General features: G+C 65.2%; 27 protein-coding genes, 1 tRNA gene and 1 pseudogene. 12 read left to right on the top strand and 17 right to left on the bottom strand.

Annotated features, from left to right (window positions below; translation table 11 throughout):
- Window positions 1-96: 96 nt before the first annotated feature.
- On the top strand, window positions 97-1071 hold the full coding sequence (gene mshD, locus ACQPYK_RS04950; protein ID WP_433250888.1) for a mycothiol synthase: 975 nt from the start codon (window positions 97-99) through the stop codon (window positions 1069-1071).
- Window positions 1072-1323: 252 nt separating this feature from the next.
- Here the strand turns inward: mshD and ACQPYK_RS04945 are convergent, their stop codons facing one another.
- The 3 genes from ACQPYK_RS04945 to dcd form a co-directional block, all read right to left on the bottom strand.
- Window positions 1324-2328: an anion permease gene (locus ACQPYK_RS04945; protein ID WP_433250885.1), complete on the bottom strand. Its 1005-nt coding sequence runs from the start codon at window positions 2326-2328 to the stop codon at window positions 1324-1326.
- Window positions 2329-2946, bottom strand: coding sequence for a DUF47 domain-containing protein (locus ACQPYK_RS04940; RefSeq protein ID WP_433250882.1), 618 nt, complete (start codon window positions 2944-2946; stop codon window positions 2329-2331).
- Between the two features lie 546 nt (window positions 2947-3492).
- Complete coding sequence (gene dcd, locus ACQPYK_RS04935; protein ID WP_433250880.1) at window positions 3493-4068, bottom strand: dCTP deaminase; 576 nt, start codon at window positions 4066-4068, stop codon at window positions 3493-3495.
- Between the two features lie 109 nt (window positions 4069-4177).
- Here dcd and ACQPYK_RS04930 point away from each other — a divergent pair.
- Together ACQPYK_RS04930 and ACQPYK_RS04925 are read left to right on the top strand one after the other, a co-directional pair.
- Window positions 4178-4251: transfer RNA gene (locus ACQPYK_RS04930), tRNA-Gly, on the top strand.
- Window positions 4252-4394: 143 nt separating this feature from the next.
- Entirely contained in the window at window positions 4395-4574 is a 180-nt protein-coding gene (locus tag ACQPYK_RS04925; RefSeq protein ID WP_433250877.1) for a DUF6980 family protein, read from the top strand.
- A gap of 83 nt (window positions 4575-4657) precedes the next feature.
- Here ACQPYK_RS04925 and ACQPYK_RS04920 read toward each other — a convergent pair whose 3' ends face one another.
- Entirely contained in the window at window positions 4658-5305 is a 648-nt protein-coding gene (locus tag ACQPYK_RS04920; RefSeq protein WP_433250874.1) for a GntR family transcriptional regulator, read from the bottom strand.
- A gap of 156 nt (window positions 5306-5461) precedes the next feature.
- On the bottom strand, window positions 5462-5740 hold the full coding sequence (locus ACQPYK_RS04915; protein ID WP_433250871.1) for a hypothetical protein: 279 nt from the start codon (window positions 5738-5740) through the stop codon (window positions 5462-5464).
- A gap of 360 nt (window positions 5741-6100) precedes the next feature.
- Between ACQPYK_RS04915 and ACQPYK_RS04910 the strand changes: the two genes are divergently transcribed.
- Together ACQPYK_RS04910 and ACQPYK_RS04905 are read left to right on the top strand one after the other, a co-directional pair.
- Complete coding sequence (locus ACQPYK_RS04910; protein ID WP_433250868.1) at window positions 6101-7393, top strand: hypothetical protein; 1293 nt, start codon at window positions 6101-6103, stop codon at window positions 7391-7393.
- Between the two features lie 54 nt (window positions 7394-7447).
- On the top strand, window positions 7448-8293 hold the full coding sequence (locus ACQPYK_RS04905; protein WP_433250865.1) for a toll/interleukin-1 receptor domain-containing protein: 846 nt from the start codon (window positions 7448-7450) through the stop codon (window positions 8291-8293).
- Between the two features lie 281 nt (window positions 8294-8574).
- Here ACQPYK_RS04905 and ACQPYK_RS04900 read toward each other — a convergent pair whose 3' ends face one another.
- Window positions 8575-8952, bottom strand: a complete 378-nt coding sequence (locus ACQPYK_RS04900; protein ID WP_433250861.1) for a hypothetical protein — start codon at window positions 8950-8952, stop codon at window positions 8575-8577.
- Between the two features lie 695 nt (window positions 8953-9647).
- Window positions 9648-10199, bottom strand: a complete 552-nt coding sequence (locus ACQPYK_RS04895) for an ArsR/SmtB family transcription factor (protein ID WP_433250858.1) — start codon at window positions 10197-10199, stop codon at window positions 9648-9650.
- A gap of 73 nt (window positions 10200-10272) precedes the next feature.
- Between ACQPYK_RS04895 and ACQPYK_RS04890 the strand changes: the two genes are divergently transcribed.
- Window positions 10273-11622, top strand: a complete 1350-nt coding sequence (locus ACQPYK_RS04890) for a M20/M25/M40 family metallo-hydrolase (RefSeq protein ID WP_433250855.1) — start codon at window positions 10273-10275, stop codon at window positions 11620-11622.
- A gap of 17 nt (window positions 11623-11639) precedes the next feature.
- A complete protein-coding gene (locus tag ACQPYK_RS04885) occupies window positions 11640-12905 on the top strand; it encodes an MFS transporter (protein ID WP_433250852.1) in 1266 nt (421 codons plus the stop codon).
- 126 nt (window positions 12906-13031) lie between these two features.
- Here ACQPYK_RS04885 and ACQPYK_RS04880 read toward each other — a convergent pair whose 3' ends face one another.
- From ACQPYK_RS04880 to ACQPYK_RS04855, 6 genes are all read right to left on the bottom strand, one after another.
- Window positions 13032-13574, bottom strand: a complete 543-nt coding sequence (locus ACQPYK_RS04880) for a GNAT family N-acetyltransferase (RefSeq protein ID WP_433250849.1) — start codon at window positions 13572-13574, stop codon at window positions 13032-13034.
- A gap of 408 nt (window positions 13575-13982) precedes the next feature.
- Window positions 13983-14285 carry a YciI family protein gene (locus ACQPYK_RS04875; protein ID WP_433250846.1) on the bottom strand — a complete coding sequence of 101 codons (303 nt, stop codon included), beginning with the start codon at window positions 14283-14285 and terminating at the stop codon, window positions 13983-13985.
- 321 nt (window positions 14286-14606) lie between these two features.
- Window positions 14607-15197, bottom strand: coding sequence for a hypothetical protein (locus tag ACQPYK_RS04870; RefSeq protein WP_433250843.1), 591 nt, complete (start codon window positions 15195-15197; stop codon window positions 14607-14609).
- A 461-nt stretch (window positions 15198-15658) separates the two neighbouring features.
- Complete coding sequence (locus ACQPYK_RS04865) at window positions 15659-15868, bottom strand: type II toxin-antitoxin system RelE/ParE family toxin (protein ID WP_433250840.1); 210 nt, start codon at window positions 15866-15868, stop codon at window positions 15659-15661.
- 357 nt (window positions 15869-16225) lie between these two features.
- The gene (locus ACQPYK_RS04860; RefSeq protein ID WP_433250837.1) at window positions 16226-16540 is read right to left on the bottom strand and encodes an SCO4225 family membrane protein; all 315 of its coding nucleotides are present in this window, start codon (window positions 16538-16540) and stop codon (window positions 16226-16228) included.
- A 47-nt stretch (window positions 16541-16587) separates the two neighbouring features.
- Window positions 16588-16833, bottom strand: coding sequence for a tyrosine-type recombinase/integrase (locus ACQPYK_RS04855; RefSeq protein ID WP_433250834.1), 246 nt, complete (start codon window positions 16831-16833; stop codon window positions 16588-16590).
- Window positions 16834-17322: 489 nt separating this feature from the next.
- On the opposite strand from ACQPYK_RS04855, the gene ACQPYK_RS04850 reads away from it, so the two are divergent.
- Window positions 17323-18467, top strand: a protein-coding gene (locus ACQPYK_RS04850) for an IS3 family transposase (RefSeq protein ID WP_433258694.1) whose coding sequence is annotated in 2 segments (ribosomal slippage) — window positions 17323-17536 and window positions 17536-18467 — 1146 coding nt in all. Because the reading frame shifts where the segments join, the coding sequence is not laid out codon by codon here.
- Here ACQPYK_RS04850 and ACQPYK_RS04845 read toward each other — a convergent pair.
- A complete protein-coding gene (locus tag ACQPYK_RS04845) occupies window positions 18452-19036 on the bottom strand; it encodes a hypothetical protein (protein WP_433250831.1) in 585 nt (194 codons plus the stop codon). The genes ACQPYK_RS04850 and ACQPYK_RS04845 overlap by 16 nt on opposite strands.
- Window positions 19037-19420: 384 nt before the next feature.
- A complete protein-coding gene (locus ACQPYK_RS04840; protein ID WP_433250828.1) occupies window positions 19421-19660 on the bottom strand; it encodes a helix-turn-helix domain-containing protein in 240 nt (79 codons plus the stop codon).
- On the opposite strand from ACQPYK_RS04840, the gene ACQPYK_RS04835 reads away from it, so the two are divergent.
- The gene (locus ACQPYK_RS04835; protein ID WP_433250825.1) at window positions 19659-19979 is read left to right on the top strand and encodes a helix-turn-helix domain-containing protein; all 321 of its coding nucleotides are present in this window, start codon (window positions 19659-19661) and stop codon (window positions 19977-19979) included. The two genes, ACQPYK_RS04840 and ACQPYK_RS04835, sit on opposite strands and share 2 nt — an antisense overlap.
- 149 nt (window positions 19980-20128) lie before the next feature.
- On the opposite strand, the gene ACQPYK_RS04830 is transcribed toward ACQPYK_RS04835, so the two are convergent.
- Complete coding sequence (locus ACQPYK_RS04830) at window positions 20129-20944, bottom strand: hypothetical protein (protein ID WP_433250822.1); 816 nt, start codon at window positions 20942-20944, stop codon at window positions 20129-20131.
- 295 nt (window positions 20945-21239) lie between these two features.
- Here ACQPYK_RS04830 and ACQPYK_RS04825 point away from each other — a divergent pair.
- The 3 genes and pseudogenes from ACQPYK_RS04825 to ACQPYK_RS04815 form a co-directional block, all read left to right on the top strand.
- Window positions 21240-21458: pseudogene (locus ACQPYK_RS04825) on the top strand (transposase family protein); the annotation flags it as partial.
- Window positions 21459-21490: 32 nt separating this feature from the next.
- Window positions 21491-21724, top strand: a complete 234-nt coding sequence (locus ACQPYK_RS04820; RefSeq protein ID WP_433250819.1) for a hypothetical protein — start codon at window positions 21491-21493, stop codon at window positions 21722-21724.
- Between the two features lie 1047 nt (window positions 21725-22771).
- Complete coding sequence (locus ACQPYK_RS04815) at window positions 22772-22909, top strand: hypothetical protein (RefSeq protein ID WP_357596394.1); 138 nt, start codon at window positions 22772-22774, stop codon at window positions 22907-22909.
- 534 nt (window positions 22910-23443) lie between these two features.
- Here ACQPYK_RS04815 and ACQPYK_RS04810 read toward each other — a convergent pair.
- Entirely contained in the window at window positions 23444-24667 is a 1224-nt protein-coding gene (locus tag ACQPYK_RS04810; RefSeq protein ID WP_433250815.1) for a cytochrome P450, read from the bottom strand.
- Between the last annotated feature and the right edge of the window lie 332 nt (window positions 24668-24999).

Below are 24999 nucleotides of genomic sequence, written 5' to 3'. Positions count from 1 at the left end.
ATGTCCGAGAGGTAACGATTCACCTGACGAGAAGATGGCGGTTTTTGCCAGCACCCGGTGATCCGATGACGTGCGGTCCGGCTTAGAGTCCAGAACATGGACGCGCGTGTGGAACATCGAGGACGACTTGACGAGCGAGAGGTGGCCGCCGTCCTCACGGTGGTCGAAGCCGCCACCGAGGCCGACGGAGTCAGACCGCTCAACGAACATGTGATGCTGCACCTGCGCTACGGCGGCGACGAGCGGGCGGGAGCCGTGCTGCTGTACGTCGGGGACGACCTGGCCGGCTACGCGCACGTGGACCCGACCGACCCGGTCGAGGGGCCCAGCGGGGAGTTGGTGGTCCATCCCGCCTTCCGCGGCCGTGGCCACGGGCACCGCCTGCTGCAGGCCGTACTGGAACGGACGGGAGGACGGCTGCGGCTGTGGGCGCACGGCGGGCATCCCGGGGCGGAGGCCCTCGCCCTGTCGACGGGATTCGCCAAGATCAGATCGCTGTGGCAGATGCGCCGCTCGCTGTTCGCGGCGATCCCCGGCTTCGAACTGCCCGACGGAGTACGGCTGCGCACGTTCCGGCCGGGGACCTCCGACCAGGAGGGCTGGGTGGCGCTCAATGCCAAGGCCTTCGCCCACCACCCCGAGCAGGGATCGTGGACGCTGGAGGATCTGAAACGACGCGAGCAGGAGCCGTGGTTCGACCCGGCGGGCTTCTTCCTGGCGGAACGGCCGACCGGGAGCGACGGGGCGGACGGCGGCGTCACGAGCGGCGGAGTCGTGAGTGAGGCCGCCGCGGACGGCGGGCGGCTGGTGGGTTTTCACTGGACCAAGGTGCACGGCGACGGCGGTCACGCGCACGAGCCGATCGGCGAGGTCTACGTGGTCGGCGTGGACCCCGCGGAGCAGGGAGGCGGGCTGGGCAAGTCACTCACCCTGGCGGGTCTGTCCCACCTGAGGTCACGCGGCCTCGCCCAGGTCATGCTGTATGTGGACGAGAGCAACACCCCGGCGATCCACCTCTACGAGAAGCTGGGATTCACCCGGTGGGACGTCGACGTCATGTACCGGAAATGAGATTCGCCCGGCGGAGATGACGCTCGCACCGGAGGACGGGGACGATGTTTCCGCCGGGGCGGGAACGATGTCCTCGCCGGGCGAAGGTGACGGCCTCGCCGGGCGAAGACGATGTCCTCGCCGGGGCGGAGGCGACGTCCTCGCGGTGCTCTCGCCGTTGTGCTGGCCGAAGACGGCGGAACGCCGGCCGGGAGGTCCCGACCGGCGTTCCGCTGTTCGCGGTGGCGCGGTGCTCTCGCCGTTCCGGAGTGACTACTCGACCATCCAGTGGAGTCCGTAGTAGGTCAGCGCGGCGACGAGCGCGGCCGCCGGGATCGTGAGAACCCAGGCGGTCACGATGTTGCCCGCGACGCCCCAGCGCACGGCCGACAGGCGCTTGGTGGCGCCCACGCCCATGATCGCGCTGGTGATCGTGTGCGTGGTGGAGATGGGGGCACCGAAGCCGATGGCCGCGGTGTAGAGGACCGTCGCCGCGGCGGCCTCCGCGGCGAACCCCTGCGGAGGGGTGAGCGCGATGATCCGGCGGCCGAGTGTCCGCATGATCCGCCAGCCGCCCGCGTAGGTGCCGAGGGAGATGGCCGTCGCGGCGGAGAGGATCACCCACTGCGGGATCGGGTCTCCGTCGTTCTTGAACCCCCCGACCACGAGCGCCAGGAAGATCACTCCCATGGTCTTCTGCGCGTCCTGCAGGCCGTGACCGAGCGCCATGGCTGCGGCCGAAACCGTCTGCGCGTGGCGGAAACCCCGGTTGGTCTTCCCGGGCTGGGAATGGCGGAAACCCCATAGGATCGCGATCATGATGATCGCGGCCAAGGTGAAGCCGATCACCGGGGACAGGATCATCGGGATGACGACCTTGTCCACCACGCCGCCCCAGTGGACGACGCTCGACGAGGCCAGCGCCGAACCGACCAGACCACCGATCAGCGCATGGCTGCTGGAGGAGGGAAGGCCGAAGTACCAGGTGACGAGGTTCCAGGTGATCGCACCGATCAGGCCGGACACCACGATCACCAGACCGTGGGAGCCTTTCGGGGCGTCGATGATGCCCTTACCGACGGTCGCCGCCACCTGCGTGCCGAGATGCGCGCCCAGGAAGTTCATCGCCGCGGCCATGAACAGGGCGGCCCTCGGCGTCAGCGCACGCGTCGAGACCGAGGTCGCGATCGCATTGGCGGCGTCGTGGAAGCCGTTGGTGTAGTCGAACGCCAACGCCACGACCACCACGCCGATGACGAGTACGAGCGTGAGGTCCACTTAGCTTTCCTTGACCGCGATCGACTCGATCGTGTTGGCCACGTGCTCGAAGGCGTCGGCGGCCATCTCCAGCTGATCGATGACCTCCTTCATCTTGAGGACGGTCAACGCGTCGTACTCCCCGCCGAAGAGCTTGGCGAGAAGGCGGCGATAAACCTGGTCGGCCTGGTTCTCCAACCGGTTGATCTCGATCCAGAACTCGTTCAGGTTCCTCATCGAGCGCAGCCGGGGCATGGCCTCGGCGGTCAGCTCGGCGGCACGCTCCAGAACCTCGACCTGACGGACGACCTCCTTGGGCAGGTGGTCGATCTGATACAGGACGATGAGGTCTGCGGCGGCCTCCATGTAGTCCATCACGTCGTCCAGGTTCGAGGCGAGACGGTAGATGTCCTCGCGGTCGAAGGGCGTGATGAAGCTCTCGTTGAGCCGGTTCATGATCGCGTGAGTGCGTTCGTCACCGGTGTGCTCGCAAGCGCGCATCTTGTCGGCCAGGGCTTCCCTGTCCGATCCGTCGCTGATGATCTCTACCAACAGACGGGACGCTGTGACGAGGTTGTTCGCCGAGTCGGCGAACAAGTCGTAGTAGCTGTCCTCACTAGGCGTGAGACGCAGGCGCACGTCGTTCTCCAGATGTGCGGGGATGGTCCGCAGAGAAGGGTACGGGTTACCAGCGGAAATACGAACTTCACCCGCTAGACGCCTACTCTTCCAGTTGTCGCTACCCGGCGTATACCTGGCGACACTCGGCTTGAGGGAGCCTTGGCGGCATCTTTCCGATGACCGTTTTGCTGGTTTTGGTCATTTTATGCCGGAACTGGTCACGTATGGGCCCCACCCCCGGCATAGGACGAAGAGGCCTCCAGGCACCCGCCCTCACCGGACTTCAGAGCCCGCCTCAGGCCGTAACGACGGCTTTCCGCACCGCCGTCGCCGGGAACCCCTCCACATGTGGACCACCACGGTGATTTCCGTCACGGTGGGCCTTACACCTCCGCCCCGGCGCCCCAGAGGCCCCGGCGGCCACAACAGGGCCGGAGCCTCTCACCGGGCACCACAACGGCCTGTGAGCCTCATCGACCGCCGCGGCGACTTGCGGTCCCGCCCCATCCCTTCCGAGGCTCCACAAGCCTCTCAACGCGACCCGCCCGCGCGAAGGCCGGCCTCTCAGATCTGAGTGCGGTGAAAGTTCAGATAGGAACGGCTCGGCGTCGGTCCCCGCTGCCCCTGGTATCGCGAGCCGTACTTTTGCGAGCCGTACGGATGCTCGGCAGGCGAGCTGAGCCGGAACATGCACAGCTGGCCGATCTTCATGCCGGGCCAGAGCTTGATCGGCAGCGTCGCGACATTGGAGAGCTCCAGCGTCACATGCCCGCTGAAACCGGGGTCGATGAAGCCGGCGGTGGAGTGGGTGAGCAGGCCGAGCCTCCCCAGCGAGCTCTTCCCCTCCAGCCGCGAGGCGATGTCGTCCGGAAGGCTGATGACCTCGTAAGTGCTGGCCAGCACGAACTCCCCGGGATGCAGGATGAACGGCTCGTCGCCGTCGGGCTCGACCAGCCGCGTGAGGTCGGACTGCTCGATCGCCGGGTCGATGTGGGGGTACCGGTGGTTCTCGAAGACCCTGAAGTAACGGTCCAGACGCACGTCGACGCTGGAGGGTTGGATCATCTCCGGCTGGAAGGGGTCGAGTCTGACCCTGCCGGACTCGATCTCGGCGGCGATGTCACGATCGGAAAGCAGCACGTGAGGCAACCTACCAACGCGACGCCACCGGGCAGACCGAGAAACTCCGCCCCGCGGACGGCCAGAGCGGCGCAACTTTCCGCTACAGTGGTGGACGCGGCAGACCGCTGCGGGTGTAGTTCAATGGCAGAACATCAGCTTCCCAAGCTGACAGCGCGGGTTCGATTCCCGTCACCCGCTCCACTCCAAAGGCCCAGGTCAGGGATGGTTTCCGGACCCGGGCCTTGATTGTTTTCTGGACTCTTCGATCTTCCCGTGCCATTAGCTCTCATCTGCGAGAACCTTGCCTTATGGCCAAGCACTGCTGTGAGTCGATGACCCGTTAGGTGACGTGGCGCTGCGACCATCATGAAGATCCGTTTGAGTGCCCGGACATCCTCGTAAGGTTCGACACCAGGTTCCAGGAGTACGGCCTGATCATCCACGACGGCGGAACCTCGACCATCGACATCGCTTTCTGTCCTTGGTACGGCAGCCGCCTGCCCGTTTCTCAGCGTGATCGCTGATTCGAGGAGCTGGAGCAGCGCGGAATCGCCCCATGGGGAGCCGGGCTGCCCTGGCGTGTGAGGAGCGGAAGTATGAGAGACACTCAAGCAGTGGGATAGGCGTTTTCCCGCTCGTGGCGGTCTGCCGGGAGAAGCACTTCCACCACGGCCAAGGCAGTTCCGGAAGCGTCCGGGACCGCCCCATAGACCGCCAGGAGCAGTGTGTTCTTCGGCATGCCGAGTTGCTTGGCCTCGTCGGTGGCGGGCATGCGTGCGGTGATCTGTTCCACGACGTGGTCGAACCGCACACCCTTACGGGACTGGAGGTGGTCGCGAAGGCCCTGCGGGAGCGGGTCTGCGCTGGTCAGGTCGGCGCCCTCGGACAGCGCCAGCGGCACCCACACCGAGACGATCTCGGTGGGTTCACCGTCGCGGCTGATGAGTCGCCGGCGCAGGAACACCTTGATCTTCGGGGCGAGGTTGAGCAGGGCGGCGATGCGGTTGGATGCGGCTACGGCTGCCGCTTCGACAACCTCACCGGCCGACGTGGTCTCCGGAGCGATCAGGTAGGCCTGTCCGGGACGGGGCTGTTTCGCCGAGGCCATCGCCGGGCGGCCGCGCACGAACCGGCCCTTGCCCTGCTGGGACTCGATCCAGCCTTCATCGCGTAGCACGCGCAGGGCGGCGACCACGGTGAGCCGGGAGACGCCGACCCTGTCACGTGAGTCGGGACAGGAGATCGGAGAAGACAAGAGTCCCGGCAGGCAGAGAGCGGGGGAAAGGACGCACGCCGGGGGTGGGCGCATGCATCAGCATCTCTGCCTGCCGGGAGAGGAAAGGCGCGACGGGGCAGGGGTGACGCTCCCCGGACCCCTCCTGACCGGGGGACCCTCCCCGCCGCGCCCGTCTCAGTGACCGACGTAGTCGGCCAGGACCCGGGCCGCACCCGGCACGTCGCTCACCGGATGGCGCTTCTCGGCGGACTGCCAGGAGTAGAAGGCGCCACCGTAGCCGACGAACACCCACACCGGCAGTCCCACCTGTGGACGATGGACCATCAGCGCGGTGTCGTTGTCGCGCAGCTCAGCCCGGACGCCGAGCGGCAGGAGCGCGTCATGCAGGAGGGTGAGGAGAAGGGCCTCACTCTGCTGCTGTTGTTCGTATAGGTGGGCCGCAACGGTTCGCATGATCGGATTCATCTGGCGTTCCCTTCGGCCCGGCCGCTTGCGAGGCAGTCGAGACATTCCTGTTCTCCGTGTGTCTCGGGATCATCGCTGCTCTCGCCGACGAGAAGGGCACGGCGTGAGCTGCGCAGCTTGGTCCCACGTCCCCGACAGGCGGGGCAGAGTGTTTTCTCGCTGGACTCGTCTGGCCGGGTCACCGTCGCCATCTCCTCGAATTTGATCCGCGCTCCCTGTGGCGAAAGGCGGGTTGACGTACCGTGGCTGCTTGATGGCAAGTCCACCGGCAATTCACGAATGGCAGGACCCCCGAAAAACCCCCCTTCTTTCCCCCTCTTGAGCCCCCCGCCGCGAGGAAGACCCGAGATGCCAGACGACATCCCGAATGTCCAACTCCGAGCGTGGCGTAATGAGCACCAGCTCACTCGCGCTGATATGGCCGACCGAATTAACGCCACTCCGGCCGGTATCGCCGAACGTCTGAATTGCGATGAGGAGCGGATCAGGCGGTGGGAGGCCGGTGAGGTCTCCTGGCCGCATACCTCCTACCGGCTCGCCCTCACCCAGTTGACCGGCTTGCAGCCCGAAGCCTTGGGTTTCCGCCAGAACCGGCGTGGTCAGAGCCGCCTGATCGAGGCCACCGTGATGCCTCCCATGGATGCGCTCCGGGCCGAGGCCGACCTGTACGGGACGATGGAACTCGCCCAGCAACTTCAGGCATCCGACGTCGGGACCGGAACGCTCGAAGCTCTCGCCGAGGCCGTCGATCTGCTCTGCCGTGCCTACCCCGTTGTTTCGGCCGCCACGTTGCGCGACCGGACGCAGAAGCGCCTCGCCCAGGTCAACGGCCTACTCGGCGGGCGGATCACTCTCGATCAACATCGAGAACTGTTGGTCATCACAGGATGGCTGACCGCGTTGCTTGGGTGCGTTCACTACGACCTGGGAGAGCGCGAGGAGGCCGAGACTGCCCGCCGTGCCGCCTATGAAATGGGCCGACAGGTAGGGCATGGCGAACTCATGGGCTGGGCCTATGAGATGTCGGCGTGGTTCGCCCTGGTCGAAGGCCGCTACGAAGACGTGGTCACCTCAGCCCGCATGGGCCAGGCCTCCGCCGGCCAATCCAGCGCCATGGTGCAACTCCCCCTGCAAGAGGCCCGCGGCTTGGCCCGCATCGGCGACCGCCGCGAAGCCGACAAGGCCCTCACCCGTGGAGCCGACATCCTGGGCAAGCTTCCGCTTCCCACCAACCCAGATCACCACTTCGTGTTCGACCACGCCAAGTGGGTCTTCTACGCCGCTACCGCCTACACCTGGCTTGAGGACAACGACCGGGCCGAGGAACACGCGCTGGAGACCATCCAGATGCACACCCGCCCGGACGGCACCTCCAACGCCCCCATGCGCGTAGCCGATGCCCACATCGACCTCGGCATCGTCCACGCCCGACGCGGAGATCTCGATGCTGCCGTAGAGCGGGGAATGGCTGCATTCGACATCGATCGCCGCTCACTCACCGACCTTGTCCATCGCGCCGGAGATCTCGACCGTATCCTCCGCCAGCGCTATCGGCGCGAAGTTTTGGCTGAAGAGTTCCATGAGCGCTATGTCATCGCGAGGCAAGCTCTCAGCCTAAGAAGATCAGACCTGCTTGACTAGCATGCATCGAATACTTCTTCGATAGAGATAGACGACCTGGTGTAGGGAGATTTTATGGCAAAGCGTGATCTTTTCATATCGCACGCTTGGGAAGACAAGGATAGCCTCGTTCGCCCTCTCGCTGATGCGTTTAGGAATTTAAGTTTATCTATATGGTATGACGAGTTTACTCTGACCATCGGGGATAGTCTATCGGCCTCCATCGATAAAGGTCTTTTGGAATCCAAATACGGCGTTGTAGTGATCAGCCCTAACTTCATTCGTAAGCCGTGGGCAGAATATGAATTCAGAAGTTTGGTTGCCTTGGAGTCGGGAAATCCAAAGAGGATACTGCCGGTCTGGTACAACATTACCCGGGATGAGGTTCTGAAATACAGTCCACGTTTGGCAGACAAAATAGCTCTCGTTGCCAACGATAAAACGCCACTCCATGTTGCCCTTGAAATTATGGAAGTCGTAGCGCCTGGGCGCTACAGAGAACTGGCGCGGAAGCATGCTGCAGAGAGATCCGCAGAGAAGATGGCAGTTCCCATAGGGAACCTTGAAGGATGGCCATTCTTGCGAGAGCCTCTAACTCAACATCAACTATGGCGGATCAAACTCATGCAGCAAGCTCTAATGGAGGTCTTCCCACAAGAGTGGGAAGAGATGATTTCCGACTTCCAGCGAGATCACCCTGATTTCAGGGATGGAGAAATCCATTTATGGGAACGGATAGCCGGGACATATTTGAGTGTGAGCCGGGAATTTCAGCTTACGATAGAAGATCGCAAGCAGCTATTTCAGGATCTTCTCGGAGTTACGCTTAGTAGGCCAATCCCCGTTGACGACGAAGCTCCGGCCTGGAACAAGGCCGCCGCGCGGGAGTTTGGTAGCGATCTCCCTAACGCAGGAGAGTGAGCTGACTCCCGCCTCGATGACAAAAATTTCGGATCGCACGAGGTGCTGGAGTCTCCGCGCCGCCGCACGGCCCGCCGCCCGAACGCCGCCCGAGCGTGCGGCGTGGGCGCCGGTCCCGGACGGCGGCGGGACTCAGGGCCGCGCGCCGCACCCAGCGCCCGCCGTACCCATCCGACCCGCCGCACGAGGCCACGCCGCCACTCGGGGCAAGAGCTTCGCAGCCAGACCCTGGCTTTGTCGATGCCTTTCGGATATCCCGGCCGCTTCGGCCTCGTCTAATGTCACACAGGTGTGTACGGCGTCCAGGTGATGACGAACGCGGCAACCAGCAGGAGCGGAAAGACCTGCACCAACGCGATGTCCCTTCGGCGACGCCTCCACGCCACAGCAGCAACCACCAACAGAATCAAGGCCACGGCCGCCGATAACGTGTAAGCGGCAGCGGAACGGAAATTCATTTCCGCCAGCCATTCGGTGGGAGTCGGGTCTCCTCGCCCGTCACACCACACGCTGGCCCCATCACAGAGCTCCCCCCGGAGGTGAACACTGCTTTTAACCCATCCCGCCATCAATAGAAGGAGTAGGTCTCCAATCAGAACCGCACTGACAGAAACAACTCGCTTGGTCGCTGAAACTCCCCCAGCTTCTTGATCACTCATTCTTCGATCGTACGAAAGATATGCCCCCGGCGGGGGTCTTCGGCTCCGGGATGATCGCCCATGCACTGCCGAAGACCGTAGATGGCTGAGGTGGAGCCTGATCACCCCGCCTGCCACGACCCAGGCAGAGCCCAGCAGACCGGCTCCTCCGGCACAAGCCCGTCTGTGACCGCAGGGCAACCGATGACCGAGGAACGGCGGCCGGTGAACGTACACACGAAGACGGGCTTGCGCCTCCGTCCCCGGCCCGCTGCCCTTCGGGTGGGCCGAGGCAGGCGGGACGATCAGCCGGGCGGGGTATGCGCGCCGCGCAGGTAAGGCCAGGTCATGGGCTGATCGTCGTGCCATTAGGCAGGGTGACGAGGGGTCAACCGCGGTCACTCACGACCGGCCCGAAGCCCAGGCCAGCCGCCCTACGAATCGTGATCCATACACTTCCCAAGCTGACAGCGCGGGTTCGATTCCCGTCAACCGCTCCACCCCATACTCGTCCAGCTCAACGGCATGGCCTTCTCCCATAGGGCGCTACGCGCCTTAGGGAATCAGACTGCGTCCATGCGGGGGCGCGGTCCCCCACATCCCGGCCCAACTGCATCGCCTTCACGTTGAGGTGCTTCGCGCCGATGACCTCAGACAGCGTCTGATTGGGGCTCCGCCCCAAACCCCAGTCGAGGGGTTCGGCCGGTGCGCCCGCCCTACGGCGTGTTTCGCTGCTCGATCGCGTTCCACAGGACGGATATCGGCGTGCCATCCGGCGTGGATCGGTTCTCGAATTCGCCGAGGAGGGCGTCGATCCGCTGGTCGAGTTCCGCGCGGGTCGCGGCGTCGAGGTGCAGGATCGCGCGTCGGGTGTGCCGGCTGGGGGTCGGGCCGCTCTCGACGAGTTCAGCACGGTGGGCATCGACGATGGCCAGGTCGATCTGAGCGGTCAGTTGATCCGCGTCCGTACCGAGATCGAGACGCCAGGTCGCACCGGTGGCGCGGTACGGGCGTTCCCATGCTCCGTGTTCGCCCTGACGGGGTGGCTCGACGGTGAGGAAGCCGGCGTCGGTGAGGGATCGCACTCGGCGCAGCAGCGTGGCCGGCGAGACGCCGAGCCGCTGTGCGAGCTGCTGGTTGGTCTGTGGTCTCTCTAGGCAGAGGCGCAGAATCCGCCAGCTCAGCGGGTGTGTCAGGGCGCGCAGGTCTTGCGGGGTCGCCCGCCGACGCGGTTCCGGTTCAGCCATCGACAGCGTTGGTTCAGCCATTGACAGCAGTATAACCGATGTCGATTATTGGGATCGATTTCACTTTATGGAGGCAATCGCAAGGGGCGGTGGCATGTCGATCGAGGACATCAAGGACTACGTGGCACGTAACCGGGCGCGACACGAACAGGAGCTGGCCGACTGGATCGAGGTGCCGAGCGTCAGTGCCACCGGGGAGGGCATGCCGGAGGCAACCGAGCACGCCAAGAGATTGCTGGCCGCAAGTGGTCTCACGCCGCGAATCGTCGAGACCGGCGGGTGGCCGCTGGTGGCTGGTCACGCGCCGGGTCCCGAGGGCAGCCCGCACGTAGTGATCTACGGGCACTACGACGTGCAGCCACCTGGCCCGCTCGAGCAGTGGGACAGCCCGCCGTTCGAGGCCGCGATCCGTGACGGCCGGATGTATGGGCGCGGCACAGGCGACAACAAGGGGCAGCATTTCGCACAGTTGCTCGCCGTGCGCGCGCTGCGCGCGAGCAAGGAGGGGCTGCCCTGCTCGGTGACGGTGCTGCTCGACGGTGAGGAGGAAATCGGCAGTCCGCACCTCGCGGCCACGCTCGCAGGGATGCGTACGGACCTCGACGCGGACGTCGCGGTGTGGAGCGACGGGCCGGTTCACGACAGCTACGAGCCGACGGTGTTGCTCGGCGTGCGCGGTGCGGTGAGTTTCGAGATCACGGTCCGTGGCGCGGATACCGCCTTGCACTCGGGGAACTGGGGCAACGTCGCGGCCAACCCGGCGTGGGAGCTGGTGTGGCTGCTGTCGACGATGCGGGCACCCGATGGGCGCATCCTCGTCGAGGGCTACGACGCCGGCACCACGGAGTTGACCACGGCCGAGCGTGCGGCACTCGACGCGCTGCCCGTGGCCCCACAGGAGCTACTCGCCGGAGTCGGGCTCGACCGCATGGACGCGTACGGCGATGCCGGGGTCAACGAGCGGTTGGCATTGCCCACCTTCACCATCAACTCGCTCACGTGCCTGGACAATCAGGAGCACCGGTCGGTGATCCCGTCGATCGCGATCGCCCGTTGTGACATGCGGCTCGCCTGCGGCCAACGGACCGCCACGGTCGTCGATGCGGTGCGCAAGCACGTGACGGCCCGGCTTCCGCATGCCGAGGTCGTCTTCAAAGCCATGATGGAGCCCTCGCGTACCTTGCCGGACGCGCCCTACGCGCAGGCGGTGCTCGATGGGGTGAGCGCCACGGCGGACAAGTCAGCGCTGTTCGCGCCCGCGATGGGAGGCAGCCTGCCGATCGCGGGCATCACCGAGGGGCTCGGACTACCCTGCTATGGCATTCCGCTGGCCAACGTCGACGAACGCAACCACGCTCCCAACGAGAACTTCGAACTCGCCCGATTCCATGACGGCATCGTGACCGCGGCCGCGGTCCTGCGCAGCATCGGTGGTGCAATATGACCGGCAGGTGGCGGCCCGTGGCCGCAGCATCGGTCGGGAACGCTTTGGAATGGCTCAGCTTCACTGCGTACACCCTGGCCGGCAGCACCATCGCGGAACAATTCTTTCCCAGCCGGGATGAGAAAAGCTCACTGCTCCTGGCATTCGGCACCGTCGCACTGGCCTATGTCATCCGCCCGGTCGGCGCGCTCGTGCTCGGCGCCTACGCCGACCGTGCGGGCCGGATGCCCGCGCTGATGGTCTCCATCCGCATCATGGTGCTCGCCACACTGATCATCACGTTCCTGCCCAGCTACGACACGATCGGTATCGCCGCGCCGATCGCCATGGTGCTCGCGATGCTGCTGCAAGGCTTCTCCGCGGGTGGAGAGTTCGGCAGCGCCACGGGCTATCTCGTCGAGCAGAACGCCGACCGGCGCGGCTTCATGGCCAGTTGGCAGGGCGCCAGCCAGGCGTTCGCCACAGTTCTGGCCACCCTGCTGCTCGCGATCACCAGCAGCACCCTGACTGACGCGCAGTTCGAGGCGTGGGGCTGGCGAGTTCCCTTCGCGGTCGGTCTGCTGCTCGGCCCTGTCGGCTATTACATCCGCAAGAACCTCAGCGAGACACCGGAGTTCAGCCAGGCGCGCCAGGCTCACCAGCTCAAGCAGCCCGTGGCACAGACACTCCGCTCACACAAGACCAGGATGGCGCTCTGCATCGGGATTCTCGCAGTGTCCACCGCCTACTCCTATCTGATCACCTACATGCCGACGTACGCCATCCGGCAATACGATCTGCCCGCGTCGGCCAGCTTCACCACTGTCATCATCACCGGCTCCATCATGGTGCTGATCGCTCCGCTCGCCGGCCACGTCTCCGACGTCATCGGCCGGACCAAGATGCTCATCATCGCGGCGGTGGGCATCGCCATCTCCGGCATCCCGCTGTTCCTGCTCCTCCAAGCCGCGCCGAGTTTTGCCACGATGGCCATCGTCATGACGCTGATGGGGCTGATCAAACCCTGGTACACCGGGCCCCTCGCCGCCCGCATGGCCGAGCTCTTTCCGACCACGGCCAGGGGAACCGGCCTGTCCCTCAGTTACAACGTGGGTGCCGTCCTCTTCGGCGGCCTCACACCGGTCGCCGTCACCTGGCTGCTCGCAACCCTCGGCACGCCCCTCGCGCCGGCGTTCTGGCTCGTCGCGCTCGCCGCGCTCTCGCTCGTGAGCGTGCTGGCCAGTAACCGCTATGTCCGCACGACAAGCCAGATCAATCCGACGAGCCAGCACGAGAAGGTGTGAAGGCGCGTCTGGTTCGCAGGTCGTCCGGCGGCGCTTCCGGCTTAGAGCTCCTAACGAAATGAGCCGTCCTGACCCTCGGCCGTCCATGTCGGCTCCGCGGCCCGCCCTTGACCGTCGGGCGGCAGCCTAGCCCTTCGAGTCCGGCTTCCAGTCCTGGACGAGGAGCCCGAGCAGCACCTCGTCCAGGAACTCGCCCATCACCCAGGCCGAGGAGCGCAGCACGCCCTCGCGGACAAAGCCGTTGCGCTCGGCGGAGCGCAGCATCGCGGCGTTGTCCGACAGCGTCTCGATCTGCAGTCGCTGCAGGCCGCGCACGACGAACCCGTAGTGGCACAGCACCGCGACCACGTCGGTGCCGTAGCCCTTGCCGCGGGAGGACGGCAGTAGCCCCAGCCCGATGTGCGCGGACCGGTTGTGGTTGTCGATGCCCCACAGCGTCGCGGTGCCGACCAGCGTGCCGCCGTCCAGCTCCACCACGGAGAACGGGACGTGCCCCTGCTCCTTGTCGTCCACCACGAGCTGCGAGTCCTTCGAGCCAGGCGTGATCGGCCGCCACGGCTGGCCTTGGGCCCGCGAGTGGGTGACCACGTCGTCGTAGAGCTCGGCCTGCAGGATCGGGATGTCACCCTCGTGCCGGGCCCTGAGCCCGACCTTACTGCCCTTTAGCATGCAAGCTTCCTATCCGACCGGGCAGGCCGGCGGCAAACCTATTGAAACTCCTATCTGCCGGCGACGTCTCCAACGTTCATTGCGTTAGGGCCTCTAAGGACGCGGGCCAAGTGGTCGGGATCACTGAAAGCCACGTTAGCCAAGGGACCACGGCAAAGCAGTGACCAGATGCCCTCGACCGGGTTGGGATCGGGGGCGTAGCCGGGCAGTCGGTAGGCGCTCAGCCTTCAGGATGGGATTACGGCACACCAAGGGCGTGGTGTCCGGCTCCAGGCTGCGGCCGGTCCCCCAAGGCCCCCAACATGCCGACGACGATTCCCTCAAGGACAGGAAGACGATCCAGTTCCACCGCCTACTGCCGGTCCGGCGCCGAGCCTCCGCCGCCCCTGACCGCCGGTCCGGACCCGGTCAGATCGGCAGGGGCTGCTGGCGATAGGAGGACAGGGACGGAGCTGTCTTGGTGGCGAGGAACTCGATGATTCGGTAGTTTGCCACCTTCTCAACGGTGAAGGGGTCGGTCGCCACGAGGGCCTCGATGGCCGCGCGGTCCTCGCCGACAGCGACGATCACTCCACCGTCGCGCGGAACCTTGCGGCCTGAGGCGATGAAAACTCCAGCCTCGTACTGCTTCTCTAGCCACGCGACGTGATCCGCCAAGACGATATCGACACGTTCGGCAGGGGCGATATAGGTGAGTTCGAGTATGAACATGGCCGCCAGACTAGTCAGGGTGTTCGGACCACCCAGCGCTGACCCAGAGGAGCCAGTAGCGCGCAGCAGCCGGCGGCGGAAACCTTTGGACTCCTGAAGCGGAACAGCAGGTCAGCGCGGAGCCGTCGTCAGCCCCGACGACATCGCGCCTACAAGCTCAGTAAGAACAATCGTTGTGGAAGACGGCCACGGACGGACAACGACTCGATGCCACTTGGCACTTCGCCCATGTTCGCTCTCGTATGCCCAAGCGAGAATTCAGATCATGGAGTCAGAAGGAAGCACTCCGGGCTCGATGGTCTCGCAGGTCATTACATCTCGCTACGGGAGCCGCACGCTGCGCTCCGCAGCCTGCCGTACCCCACCGCCATGCGAGATCCGGTCAGCCTTGTAGAACCTCGCCAGCGGAGCCAGGGCGACGGCGAGCAGCAACGTGCCGAGCGATATGAAATCCAGGCCCAGCAACATGGCCACGACTCCCAGTACGAGCGTGATCGGAATCCAGACCGGGACCGGTCGCGGGCGGGCGAAGGCGAGTACGCCGGCCAGGTAGATCAGGCCGAGGTAAAGGCACATCGGGACGACGCTGTAGATCAGGGGCATCACCAGCGGCTGGCTCTGGAACTGGAGCTGCCACTGCACCATCTCCGTCTGCGTGCCGGAGACCGCGGCCGCATACAGGTCGATCGCCGCCTGGACCGCCACGGAGACCGAGCCGAGAACACCCAGCACCGCGCCGACGGCGGCGTTGATCCGGCTGGCGCGGCCGGAACCGGAGGCGAACGTGCCGAGGAAGAGGAAGACCGGGATGAACCCGAGCGCGCCGAGCAGGAGCAACGCATGCCCGGTGGACCAGGCGATGCCGGGCCCGTACTGGTCGCTCAGGAGCCGGATGACGCCGTAGAGACTCATCGCCAGCGGCGCTCCGGGAAGAATGAACGTGCCGACAGTCGGCCTACGGTGGGGGGATCTGCCCGAAACGCTTTGCATGGGGCAATCCTCTGACCGGAGGTGCGCCGAGCGAATCGGTGATCTCCCAGAGAAGCCCCCGGCTCACCCCTGACACACGGCTCAGGGGATCGTCGACCTACGGATGCGGCAGGCTTGGCGGGGGTGGGGCGACCGATGGCCGCCGCACGGTACGACCGGTCTTCAGCGGATCCAGGAACGCGGCTCCACAAAACTCGGGACACATCAGAGTCTCCACCGAACCCGGGGCGATTCATGAGTCAGCCCAAGCTGTTCGCGGCGTAGCCGTACCGCTTCACCAAGCTCGAAACGGATCCGCGCCGCTTCGTACGCGGCCCCCGCGCCGGGACGACTCATGATTTCTTCCCGCTTGTCGGCCCACCTCTTGCGTTCGCCCATTCCGCTCACTCCTCATCTGCCGTGTGAGCCCCAGCGATACATCGCCGCATGACCCGCCACGCACGCTCGACCTCGGCAGTCTCACGCATCCGCTGCTTACGGAACACCGTCAAAAGGATGATCCGCCTGCCCGGTGCGGCCCAGTAGCTGACGCGCACCGCCTCTCGTTCAAGGTGGAAACGCAGCTCGCGCAACTTGCCACGCAAAGCAACCAAGTGCTCCAGCCGGACAGCTGACCCCAGTCCGATTCTCCCGCAGGTAGACCGAGGCGGACGAGACGGTCAAGGGGCAAGATGTGGACGCTGTACTGGTAAGACCAGGCCGCGAGTTGGTCGCCGGGCCATCAGCGGGCCATCGACCAGGGTGACGAGGGGGCAACCAGGGTCACTCACGACCGGCCCCGCGCTCAGGCCAGCGTCCCTACCAGCCATGATCCATGCACTTCCCGGGCTGACAGTGCGGGTTCGATTCCCGTCACCCGCTCCACGCTCGAGGGCCCAGGTCAGAGAGCTTCCGGAGCGGGGCCTGATCATTTCTGGCGCTGTTCGATCTTCCGTGCGATTAGCGTGCGATCAGGCGGACTTTCTACCCCGGCGAGCCAGCCGCCGCACGAGGCGCGAGACCGCCCATGCCTGGAGCCAACCCGCACCCATGAGGAGCAGGATGAGCACGATCGGATTCGTCAGCTCGATCGGCAGCAGGTCCCATGCCTGCCAGACCAACCAGCCGAGGGGGAACGTGAGGTACATGAGCGCCACCCCGGACAGCAGGATCGGATCCTGGACTGTCAACAGAACCACGATCGAGTAAACACCCAGGGCCAGCACAAGGCCGGAGTAGGCGAGAGCAAGGCACCCGGCGGGACCGGGCTTATGGGGCTTCGTCATTCCGGCTCCATGCTTGACCTGGATAAAAGCGCCGACCGTACTCACGGTCAGCCTGTTCGGTCCTCTCGGTCATTCGACCGCTCGCCGACATGCTGGTCAATCGCATCGGTGATCGCCTTGTCCGCACCGCCTACGGCGCGCTGGTAGATCATGGCAGCTCTGACCTCGTCGTGCCCCATCCGGGCCATGAGCTCCTTGAGCCCCGCGCCGGACTCGGCGGCGAACGTGTTGCCCGTGTGCCGAAGATCGTGGAAGTGGAGACCGGGGATACCCATCTCCTTGACGACGTCCACCCAGCGCGTGCGGGTGTTGAAGCCGCTGCCCCGGAGGGGCCGCCCTTCGCGTCGGGGAACATGAGCGCGCCGGGCTCGTCCTGGACGTAGGCGGCGATGTGCTCCCGAGCGCCGGGACGATGGTCTGCGGGATGCCGGCCACCCGCCGACCCGAGCGAACTCGCCGACCCCAGCGCCACGCCGCCGCACGAGTACAGCCCTACGATCGCCCCGTGTGGGCTTGCCTTCGTAGATGGCCTGGGGCGATCGACGAGCCGGGTAGTGGTCGTCTGTCCGTACTCCCGCGCACATCTCCATGCATGGCCGGCGCGATCAAGGCAGTTCACCGACCGGCGCGACGGTGTGCGTTCCATCGCCGGTGCACCGCCAAACGGCGATCCCATGTGGAGTTGACCCGGTTTGGTGGACACCTGATTTCTGAGGAACCCTGGTTCCCGGAAGAAGGAGTCCACTGTGCCGAACAACTATCCGCCGGAGTTTCGCCGGCAGATGGTGGAGCTGGTGCGCGCGGGACGGTCGCCGGAGGAGCTCGCCAAGGAATTCGAGCCCTCCGCGCAGTCGATCCGTGTCTGGGTGCGCCAGGCCGACCTGGATGACGGCCGCCGCCAAGACGGGCTGACCAGCGCCGAAAAAGACGAGCTGGCCCGGCTGCGTCGTGAGGTCAAGCTGCTGCGCGAGGAGAAGGAGATCTTGCGTAAGGCCGCGGTTTTCTTCGCGCGGGAGACGGATCGGCCGAGATGAGATTCCGGCTGATTCATGCGGAGAAAGACCACCACGGCGTCTCCCTGCTGGCCCGGGTGCTGGGTGTGTCGCGCCAGGGCTACTACGCCTGGGCCGGGCGCGGCCCGTCGGCTCGCGCCCGTCGCGATGCGGAGCTGACCGAGAAGATCCACGCTCACTATCAGGCCTCCGATGAGATTTACGGAGCGCCGCGCATCCACGCCGACCTGCGCCAGATCGACGGGGACAACGTGGGCCGCAAGCGGGTGGCCCGGCTGATGCGCGCGGCCGGGCTGGCCGGAGTGTCTCGGCGTCGGGGCTGTCGCACGACGATTACGGATAGGAAGGCGGCTGCCGCCTCAGACCTGGTGAGGCGGACGTTCGAAGCCGACGAGCCGAACCGGATCTGGACCGCCGATATCACGTATGTGCCGACGTGGCAGGGCTTCCTTTACCTCGCGGTCGTCTTGGATGTCTTCTCCCGCAGGATCGTTGGTTGGGCGATGGCCGAGCACATGCGCACCGAACTGGTCACCGATGCCCTGGCGATGGCGGTTGGTCAGCGCTGCCCTGACGCCGGGGTGATCCATCACAGCGACAAGGGCGGTCAATATACGTCGATTGCGTTCGGCCAGCGGTGTGCGCAGGCCGGCGTGCGCCCCTCCACCGGCCGCACCGGCACGTGCTTTGATAACGCGATCACCGAGAGCTTCTTCGCCTCGCTGGAGTGCGAGCTGATCGACCGGCGGACTTTCCACACCAGGTCAGAGGCCGGGCGCGCGGTGTTCGCCTACATCGAGGGCTTCTACAATCCACGCCGCCGTCACTCCGCTAACGGCCAGCTCAGCCCGGCCGAATATGAGCGACGCCAAGCCCTCAAGCCCATTCAAGAAGACGACTATGCTGCCGCGTAGCCGAAAGCCCTGATGTGTCTACCGAACCGGGGCAACTCCACATGTTCCAGTTCGGCGCGCAGGCCACGATCATGCGTGGCGCAGACAGGCCAGACTTTCCAGATCAGCTCCATGATCGTTTCTTGGACGGCATCAGCGACCTCCGCGAGCGCCCCCTGAGCGTCGTTTCCCACGATGGGCGGGATGCCGTTGCCGTGGTAGCTACCCTGGAACTCCACCCAAGCATGGCGGCTACCGTCCCAGTCGTGAGTGACCAAGCGGAGCGCACCGTTGATTCCTCCGCTGCGAACGTCGCGCTCCACGACCTCTAGCGCGTGCTTCAACGTCGCCCACAGACTGGGTTCAAGGGCGAAGGCCGGCTCGAAGTTGGTGTCGCCGAGAAGGCTCTCGCCCAGGCGGGTCAGGTCGGCCGTGGTCAGATGAGCAGCGGGGCGTCCGAGGAGTTCCCGCGTCGCCGGAGTGCTCACGCCCCACTCATCCAGCGAGGAGGCCAGCTCGAGGACGGGTTCGGCGTCGAGGGTGCCGTCGCGCGATGCAGTGTAGATATGGCCCCTCAACTCGTCGACCACCTGTTTGGCTTGCTCTTCTGAGTGCACGGTGCAGTGTCGCCTACTGCATGAGCCCCGGCAAGGGAGATCTTCCGCGCGGAATCGACGATGCACGACAGCCCCGGGTGACCGGCTGATCGTCGGGCCATTAATCAGGGTGAGGAGCGGTCAGCCACGGTCACTCACGACCTCGCCGACAACATCTGCGACCAGCAATGCCCTGCTCCAGGGAGCGTGATCGGTGCAACTCCCAAGCTGACAGCGTGGGTTCGATTCCCGTCATCCGCTCCACTTCAAAGACCAGATCACGGGTCTGATCGCAGCCCGGGCCTTGATCTTTACCAGAGCCTCAACAACCATCCATGCCCGTTGCGTACCCGATGGCTTCGGCACCTCTTCAACAGATCAGCTAGTCTCGCGCAACGGCTGGAACTGGACACTGAGCCGCATCTCCAACGCCTCCGCAAGCCTCTCCAGCACCGGAATCGTCGGCATCGTCCCACCCGCCTCGAACCGCGCCACCGCGGGCTGCTTCAACCCTGTGCGCTCGGCGAGTTCGGCCTGAGTCAGCCCAAGCTGTTCGCGGCGTAGCCGTACCGCTGAGGCCGAAGCGCGTCCCGAGTACACGCGAGCCGTCCGGGACATGGATCTGGGAGACAGGCTTCGTGAGGTTCGTGTGGCGCGGAACCTGACTCAGGCCGAGGTCGCCAGGCGAGCAGGGATCTCCCAGCCGGCTCTGTCGTGTATTGAGCTGGGCGGTGGAGTCCCGACGCTGGAGATGCTTGACCGGATCGGCAGAGCGATGGGGGTTCGGTTCACCATCTCCGTAGGAGACGACCAAGCGGAACAGGTCGATCTCCTGGCCGGTTGGTTAGCCGAACGAGGCAAGCAGGTCGTCCTTACGATTCCAACCCGATGGCGCAGGTCATCAGGGGTGGGTCAGCCGAGAAGAAGCTTCCGGTGAAACAACAGCCGGCTGAGATCAAATGCCCTGACGGCAGCCGCTTCGCCAGGCATGGCAGCCGCTTCTCCGGACATGGGGGCCGCCAACGGTCGGACGGAAATGGCGGAGCCCTTCCGTCCGCACGGGTGGAAGGGCTCCGGGGCAGGGGATCAGCCCGGGGGGAAGTTGCCGTTCTTAGCGACCGGCAGGGCCAGCTGGCTGGCGCCTGTGAGGGTGGCCTGCTCGATCGGGAGTCCTGCGAGGACGGGGTTGATGTGCCGCAGGGTCAGCGAAACCGTGGGCAGGGCCGGGGTGACGAGGTCGAACTTCTCCAGGTCGATCCACCGGACGATGCTGAACACTGCGCTCGGGATGTTGTCGCCGGCCTTCTGCACCGGAACGCACAGCCGGCGGGCGTAGAGGACCTGCGCGCCGTGCGTGGGGATTATCGGGGTCAGGACGGGGTTGAGCTGGCGCAGAGACAGCTGCTGGTTCAGCGGGTTGTTGGGGGTGATGCCATAGCACTTGAGGTCGATGTGGCTGACGAGCGACAGCACCTCGGTGGGCGGGGCCATGTTGTTCTTGATGACCGGCACGCACAGCTGCTGCGGGGTGTTCATGGAGATCTGCGTGCGCGGCAGGGTCTGGAACAGCGGGTTGAGGTGGCTGAGCACGAGACCCGTGGTCACCGTGGTGCCGGAGATCTTGTAGCAGGCCAGGTCGATGTACTTGATGAAATCGAGCGCGGGCGACGGCGGCATCTGGGTGTTCTTGGCGACCGGGACGCACAGCTGCTCACGCTGGCCGAGGGTGACGGTCTCGATCGGCAGGGTGCTGAGTGCAGGGTTGATGTGCCGCAGTGAGAGCGTGGTGGTCGGCGGCTGGTACGGGTTGGTCTTGAAGCATTCGAGGTCGAGGAAGGCCGTCAGGTCCTTCGGCGTCGGCAGCGCGAGGGCGGTGGCGGGCGGCACACAGAGGAATGCCACGGCGAGCACCGTGATGACGGCGGATGTGAGGCGCCGGATCATCGATTTTCTACGCTCGTGAATTCCGGTTACAGCTCGGTCCATTGTGGCTCCAAAATCTGGGGCGGGCCTGCTTGTCACCGAGTGTGTGCCGCTGCGGCCGGACTTACAATATCGCTGACTATTTTTTGTCGTGCTCGAAATTCGGGTCGGCGGCCCGGAGAGTTATTAACGGCCATAAAAGCGTTGTCAGTTCGCTGAAAATCGGAGCAAACGGCTTTAATGAGACTTATCAACCTGATGGTGCAGACCATCAGATGAGAAAGCCGCCGTCTTACGCGCGAGCCTGCCGGCCTACGCCGTCCTCGACGGCACACTGATTCCCCTCGACCGCCTGGCCGACCAGCAGCCGTACTACTCGGGCAAGCACAGACGCCACGGCATGAACGTCCAGGTGCCGGCCGGTCCCGCCGGTCGGCCGGCGCGAACCTCGCCTGCCCTGCCCGGCGCCACGCACGACCTCACCACGGCACGCACGGCGGGTCCGATCATCACAGGCCGGCCGCATTGCTCGGGTGCGTCCACCATGACCTGGGCGAGCGGGAAGAGGCCGAGAGCGCCCGCCGTACCGCCTATGAGACGGACGGCCACGGCGCCGCGGTAGAGCAAGGTACGGCCGCGTTCGATATCGAATGTAAATCCCTCACCGACCCGTCCACCGGGCCGGAGACCTGGACCGCGTCCTACACCGGCGCTACCGTCGCAAAGCCCTTTCTGAAAGGTTTCACGAACGCCATGTGACCGGCCACCGAACACTTGCTACAAGTATCCTGAGCTAATCGGTTAAGTGAAGTCGGCCGACAAGATTCCAGAACGCCTCAAGAGGACCGCTGAGACGGCTTTGTCGGGATCCCCGGCCATGCCCCCGCCAGGGCGCACCCATCAGTTCTTTCTCCGATGCAGCACCGTGAGGGCATGCCGATCAAGAACCGCCCTCGCATCAGCTCGACGTTTCGGATCGGAATGGAGAAGAGCCGTCAAAACGGCTACGGCATATGTTCCGAGCAAACAGCAGGTGAAGACACCCACGAGCCACGGAGTCACCGCAATGAGACCAACCAGAACAGCGGGCACGACAAACCGCCTCTCAAGGAACGGCATTTGTCGCTGAAATCTGTGATACGTCGTTCTCCCATGCGGAGATCGGCGCAAGGACGGATCTCAGCGCTGGCCCCAAGGTCACACAAACCGGGTGTTCTGTCAATGCGCAACCATCAAGCCGGTACCGCCCCCACAGGGGACTCGGCGAACTCAGGCCGGTTCCCCCGGCGGCCTTCGCACTCGGCAACCGTCCAATCCCCAACGTGAGCGATCCTGGTGATCTCCTCAAGGCTCCCCACTGACTGGTGCTCGGCGACTTCCCTCAGCCGAGCACCAGGCACTGTGACATGTCACGCCGGCCGAGGACCCTGGTATCCGGACATGATGACCACCTTGATCGCGTGCCAGAACAGGCGGGAACCGCGGTCACTCACGGTCACTCGACCCGCCCCTACCTGCACACCTGTTTTCCCAGCTCAGGACGGCAAGATCAGTAGATGATCCCCAGCCGACAGCGCGGGCTCGATTCCCGTCACCCGCTCCAGCCATGAAGGCCCAGGCTAGGGGACAAATCCTCGTCCGAGCTTTGATCATTTTGGGCGGAGCTTGTCGCTCCTCCGTTGCGAGCGTTCCTACAGGCAGCACATACTGGGGAGGATGAAGCCAGCTAGCGGCGCGTCCCGCCGTCACCTGTCCACAAGTCCCTTCAAGCCCCCGCCCCCGGCTCCGCCTGCCGAGCAGTTCAGCGTGAACGACCAGGTAACCCATGATCGGTACGGCCTTGGCGTCGTCATCGGTGTAGAAGACGAGGTCGCCGTGGTCGTCGATTTCGGATCGCGGCAGGAACGAATCACGACACCATTCAACAAGCTATACAAACTCTGAGCCCGCACCACGGGGAAGCACACCGCGCGAGCACCTCCACGCCGGCGGTCCAGTTCGGCCTGGCCAAACGAGCAGGAGACTTCCCAAGCTGACAGTGCGAGTTCGACTCTCTCCACCCGCTTCATTTCATAGGCTCAGGTCACGGATGAGGCGGGGTGCGCGCGGGTGCGCCGGACCTTCTGGTCGTGCCACGGTGATGCCGTGTTCAAGCTACGGGAAGATGCCCGAGTCGGCCGAGGTACAGATGGCCCCTCCACTCGTCGCGCAGGAACCCCGAGAGGCCGTTTTCCGTGCCCCGCTCGCCGCTCAGAGGATCGCCGGTCCCTGGTCCGTCAGATGCCACATGTCGGGTGATCGCCTTGACTTCGAAGGAATCGCCGCCAAGACGGTTCGTGCTCACTTCACTGTGCCCGGCGTCGAGTGGCTGCTGTTCTCCGTGACCGCCGACGAGCCCGCACTTCAGCCCGAGCAGAATCAACCTCCGAGCGAGACGGAAACATAGACGAAATCGACCATCGGCGCCTGCGGTCACCGTCATGCACGTCGTTCACCCACGGTGACGTGCATGGCGACCGGACGGAAGACCAGGCCATCGGTCCAGGTCACCGACTCGGGCGAGGCGGTCAGGCGGAGGGCGGGTCGCTGGGTGACCAAGGCTTTGATCGCCTCGGTGAGCTCGACCCTGGCGAGGCTGGCGGCCAGGCACCTGTGCGGGCCGTAACCGAATGCCACATGCGGGTTGGGAGGGTGATCGCCGAAGCGGTGGATGTCGAACCGGCCGGGCTCGGGAAAAGCCTGCGGGTCATGGTTGGCCGCGTTCAGGTTCGGCATGACGACCGTCCCCGCACTCAGCGAGCCGCTGGGAAGGTCGGTGTCCTTCGTCATCCGACGCATGAAGGCGCTGGCCGGCGGCCCGTCAAAGCGCAGGATCTCCTCGACGGCGGTGGTCGTCAGGGCCGGGTCCGTGACCAACTCGGCCCACTGGCCGGGGTGCAGAAGCAGCCGGAAGACACCGCGGGCGATCATCGAGGCCGTCGTCTCGTGACCGGCCGTGATGAGAGAGAACACGGTGTTGACCAGCTCGCCCTCCGACAGCCGGTCGTCCTCGTCCCTCGCCTGGATGAGCAGGTCGATGAGGTCCCCGCCGGGCTCCGCGCGATGCTGGGCGACCAACTCGGCGGCATAGGCCATGAAGTCGGTGTAGCTCTCGTAGCGCGCCTGCTCGGTGGCCGTGGAGGTGGTCAGAAACATGTCCGTCCACCGGACGAACCGCTCGTAGTGGTCCATCGGCACGCCGAGCATCTCGCAGATGACATGACCTGGTAGCTGCAGCGCGTATCCCTGGACCAAATCGAAGTCGTCGCCCAGACCGTCGAGGAGTTCTTGGGCGATCTTCGCGATACGGGGACGCCACCGTTCGATCTGGCGCGGGGTGAAGGTGCCGTGCATGATCCGTCGGTAGCGGGTGTGCTCCGGAGGGTCCTGATTGATCAGCGCGTCCGGGTCGTCGTCGATGCCGATGCCGCTCACCAACCGCGGCAACCCCGGCAGTCGCAGGTTGCGGCTGGAGGTGGGCGAGGCCAGCAGAGCACGGACGTCCTCGTACCTGACGGCCACCGGGACGCGGTCGCCGCTGGGCATGGTCGCCGGCTCCAGCGGCCCTGACTCGTGTCTGCGGGCGAACTCCGGCGACGGCGTGGCAAGTGGTCCCGGCACGATGTCCGGCCAAGTCCCGTTCGGATCCAGCTCGGTGGTCATCGAAGCCCCTTCCGATTCGGGGCGCCCAGGAGACGGCCCACGCGGAACGTACGAAATGCCGTGCCGCCCGTCAACAGGCGAATTTCGACAACCGGGCCACCGCGTTGCGCGAGTCCGCCGGGAAGACACGCCTCCAGAGGCCGGAACCCCCACAAGGTCGTGACCACGGTCATCGGCGGCGGGTAAGGCATGTAAGGGGTGTGACAACGCCTCCAGCGGCACCACCCGCCGCCGACGGGTTCGGGCCCAGCCGAGGGACTGTCGAGCTCTGCTGCTGCCCTGACAAGCACCACGGAGCTTCCGCCTCGGCAGGCATCACGGAGCTTCTGCCC

The sequence above is a fragment of the Streptosporangium sp. CA-135522 genome (assembly GCF_050949235.1).
Classification (GTDB): domain Bacteria; phylum Actinomycetota; class Actinomycetes; order Streptosporangiales; family Streptosporangiaceae; genus Streptosporangium.
Note: the sequence above shows the minus strand (reverse complement) of the source record. Positions and strands in the feature narration are given on the sequence as shown.

What these genes read in the sequence shown, in the direction of transcription:
- ACQPYK_RS04875 (WP_433250846.1), bottom strand. Translation starts at nt 14,285, where the DNA reads ATGTTCATACTCGAACTCACCTATATCGCCCCTGCCGAACGTGTCGAT.
- ACQPYK_RS04900 (WP_433250861.1), bottom strand. Translation starts at nt 8,952, where the DNA reads ATGAGTGATCAAGAAGCTGGGGGAGTTTCAGCGACCAAGCGAGTTGTT.
- ACQPYK_RS04880 (WP_433250849.1), bottom strand. Translation starts at nt 13,574, where the DNA reads ATGCTAAAGGGCAGTAAGGTCGGGCTCAGGGCCCGGCACGAGGGTGAC.
- ACQPYK_RS04860 (WP_433250837.1), bottom strand. Translation starts at nt 16,540, where the DNA reads ATGACGAAGCCCCATAAGCCCGGTCCCGCCGGGTGCCTTGCTCTCGCC.
- ACQPYK_RS04910 (WP_433250868.1), top strand. Translation starts at nt 6,101, where the DNA reads ATGCCAGACGACATCCCGAATGTCCAACTCCGAGCGTGGCGTAATGAG.
- ACQPYK_RS04915 (WP_433250871.1), bottom strand. Translation starts at nt 5,740, where the DNA reads ATGCGAACCGTTGCGGCCCACCTATACGAACAACAGCAGCAGAGTGAG.
- ACQPYK_RS04870 (WP_433250843.1), bottom strand. Translation starts at nt 15,197, where the DNA reads ATGAGTCTCTACGGCGTCATCCGGCTCCTGAGCGACCAGTACGGGCCC.
- ACQPYK_RS04890 (WP_433250855.1), top strand. Translation starts at nt 10,273, where the DNA reads ATGTCGATCGAGGACATCAAGGACTACGTGGCACGTAACCGGGCGCGA.
- ACQPYK_RS04835 (WP_433250825.1), top strand. Translation starts at nt 19,659, where the DNA reads ATGGATCTGGGAGACAGGCTTCGTGAGGTTCGTGTGGCGCGGAACCTG.
- ACQPYK_RS04840 (WP_433250828.1), bottom strand. Translation starts at nt 19,660, where the DNA reads ATGTCCCGGACGGCTCGCGTGTACTCGGGACGCGCTTCGGCCTCAGCG.
- ACQPYK_RS04905 (WP_433250865.1), top strand. Translation starts at nt 7,448, where the DNA reads ATGGCAAAGCGTGATCTTTTCATATCGCACGCTTGGGAAGACAAGGAT.
- ACQPYK_RS04895 (WP_433250858.1), bottom strand. Translation starts at nt 10,199, where the DNA reads ATGGCTGAACCAACGCTGTCGATGGCTGAACCGGAACCGCGTCGGCGG.
- ACQPYK_RS04810 (WP_433250815.1), bottom strand. Translation starts at nt 24,667, where the DNA reads ATGACCACCGAGCTGGATCCGAACGGGACTTGGCCGGACATCGTGCCG.
- mshD (WP_433250888.1), top strand. Translation starts at nt 97, where the DNA reads ATGGACGCGCGTGTGGAACATCGAGGACGACTTGACGAGCGAGAGGTG.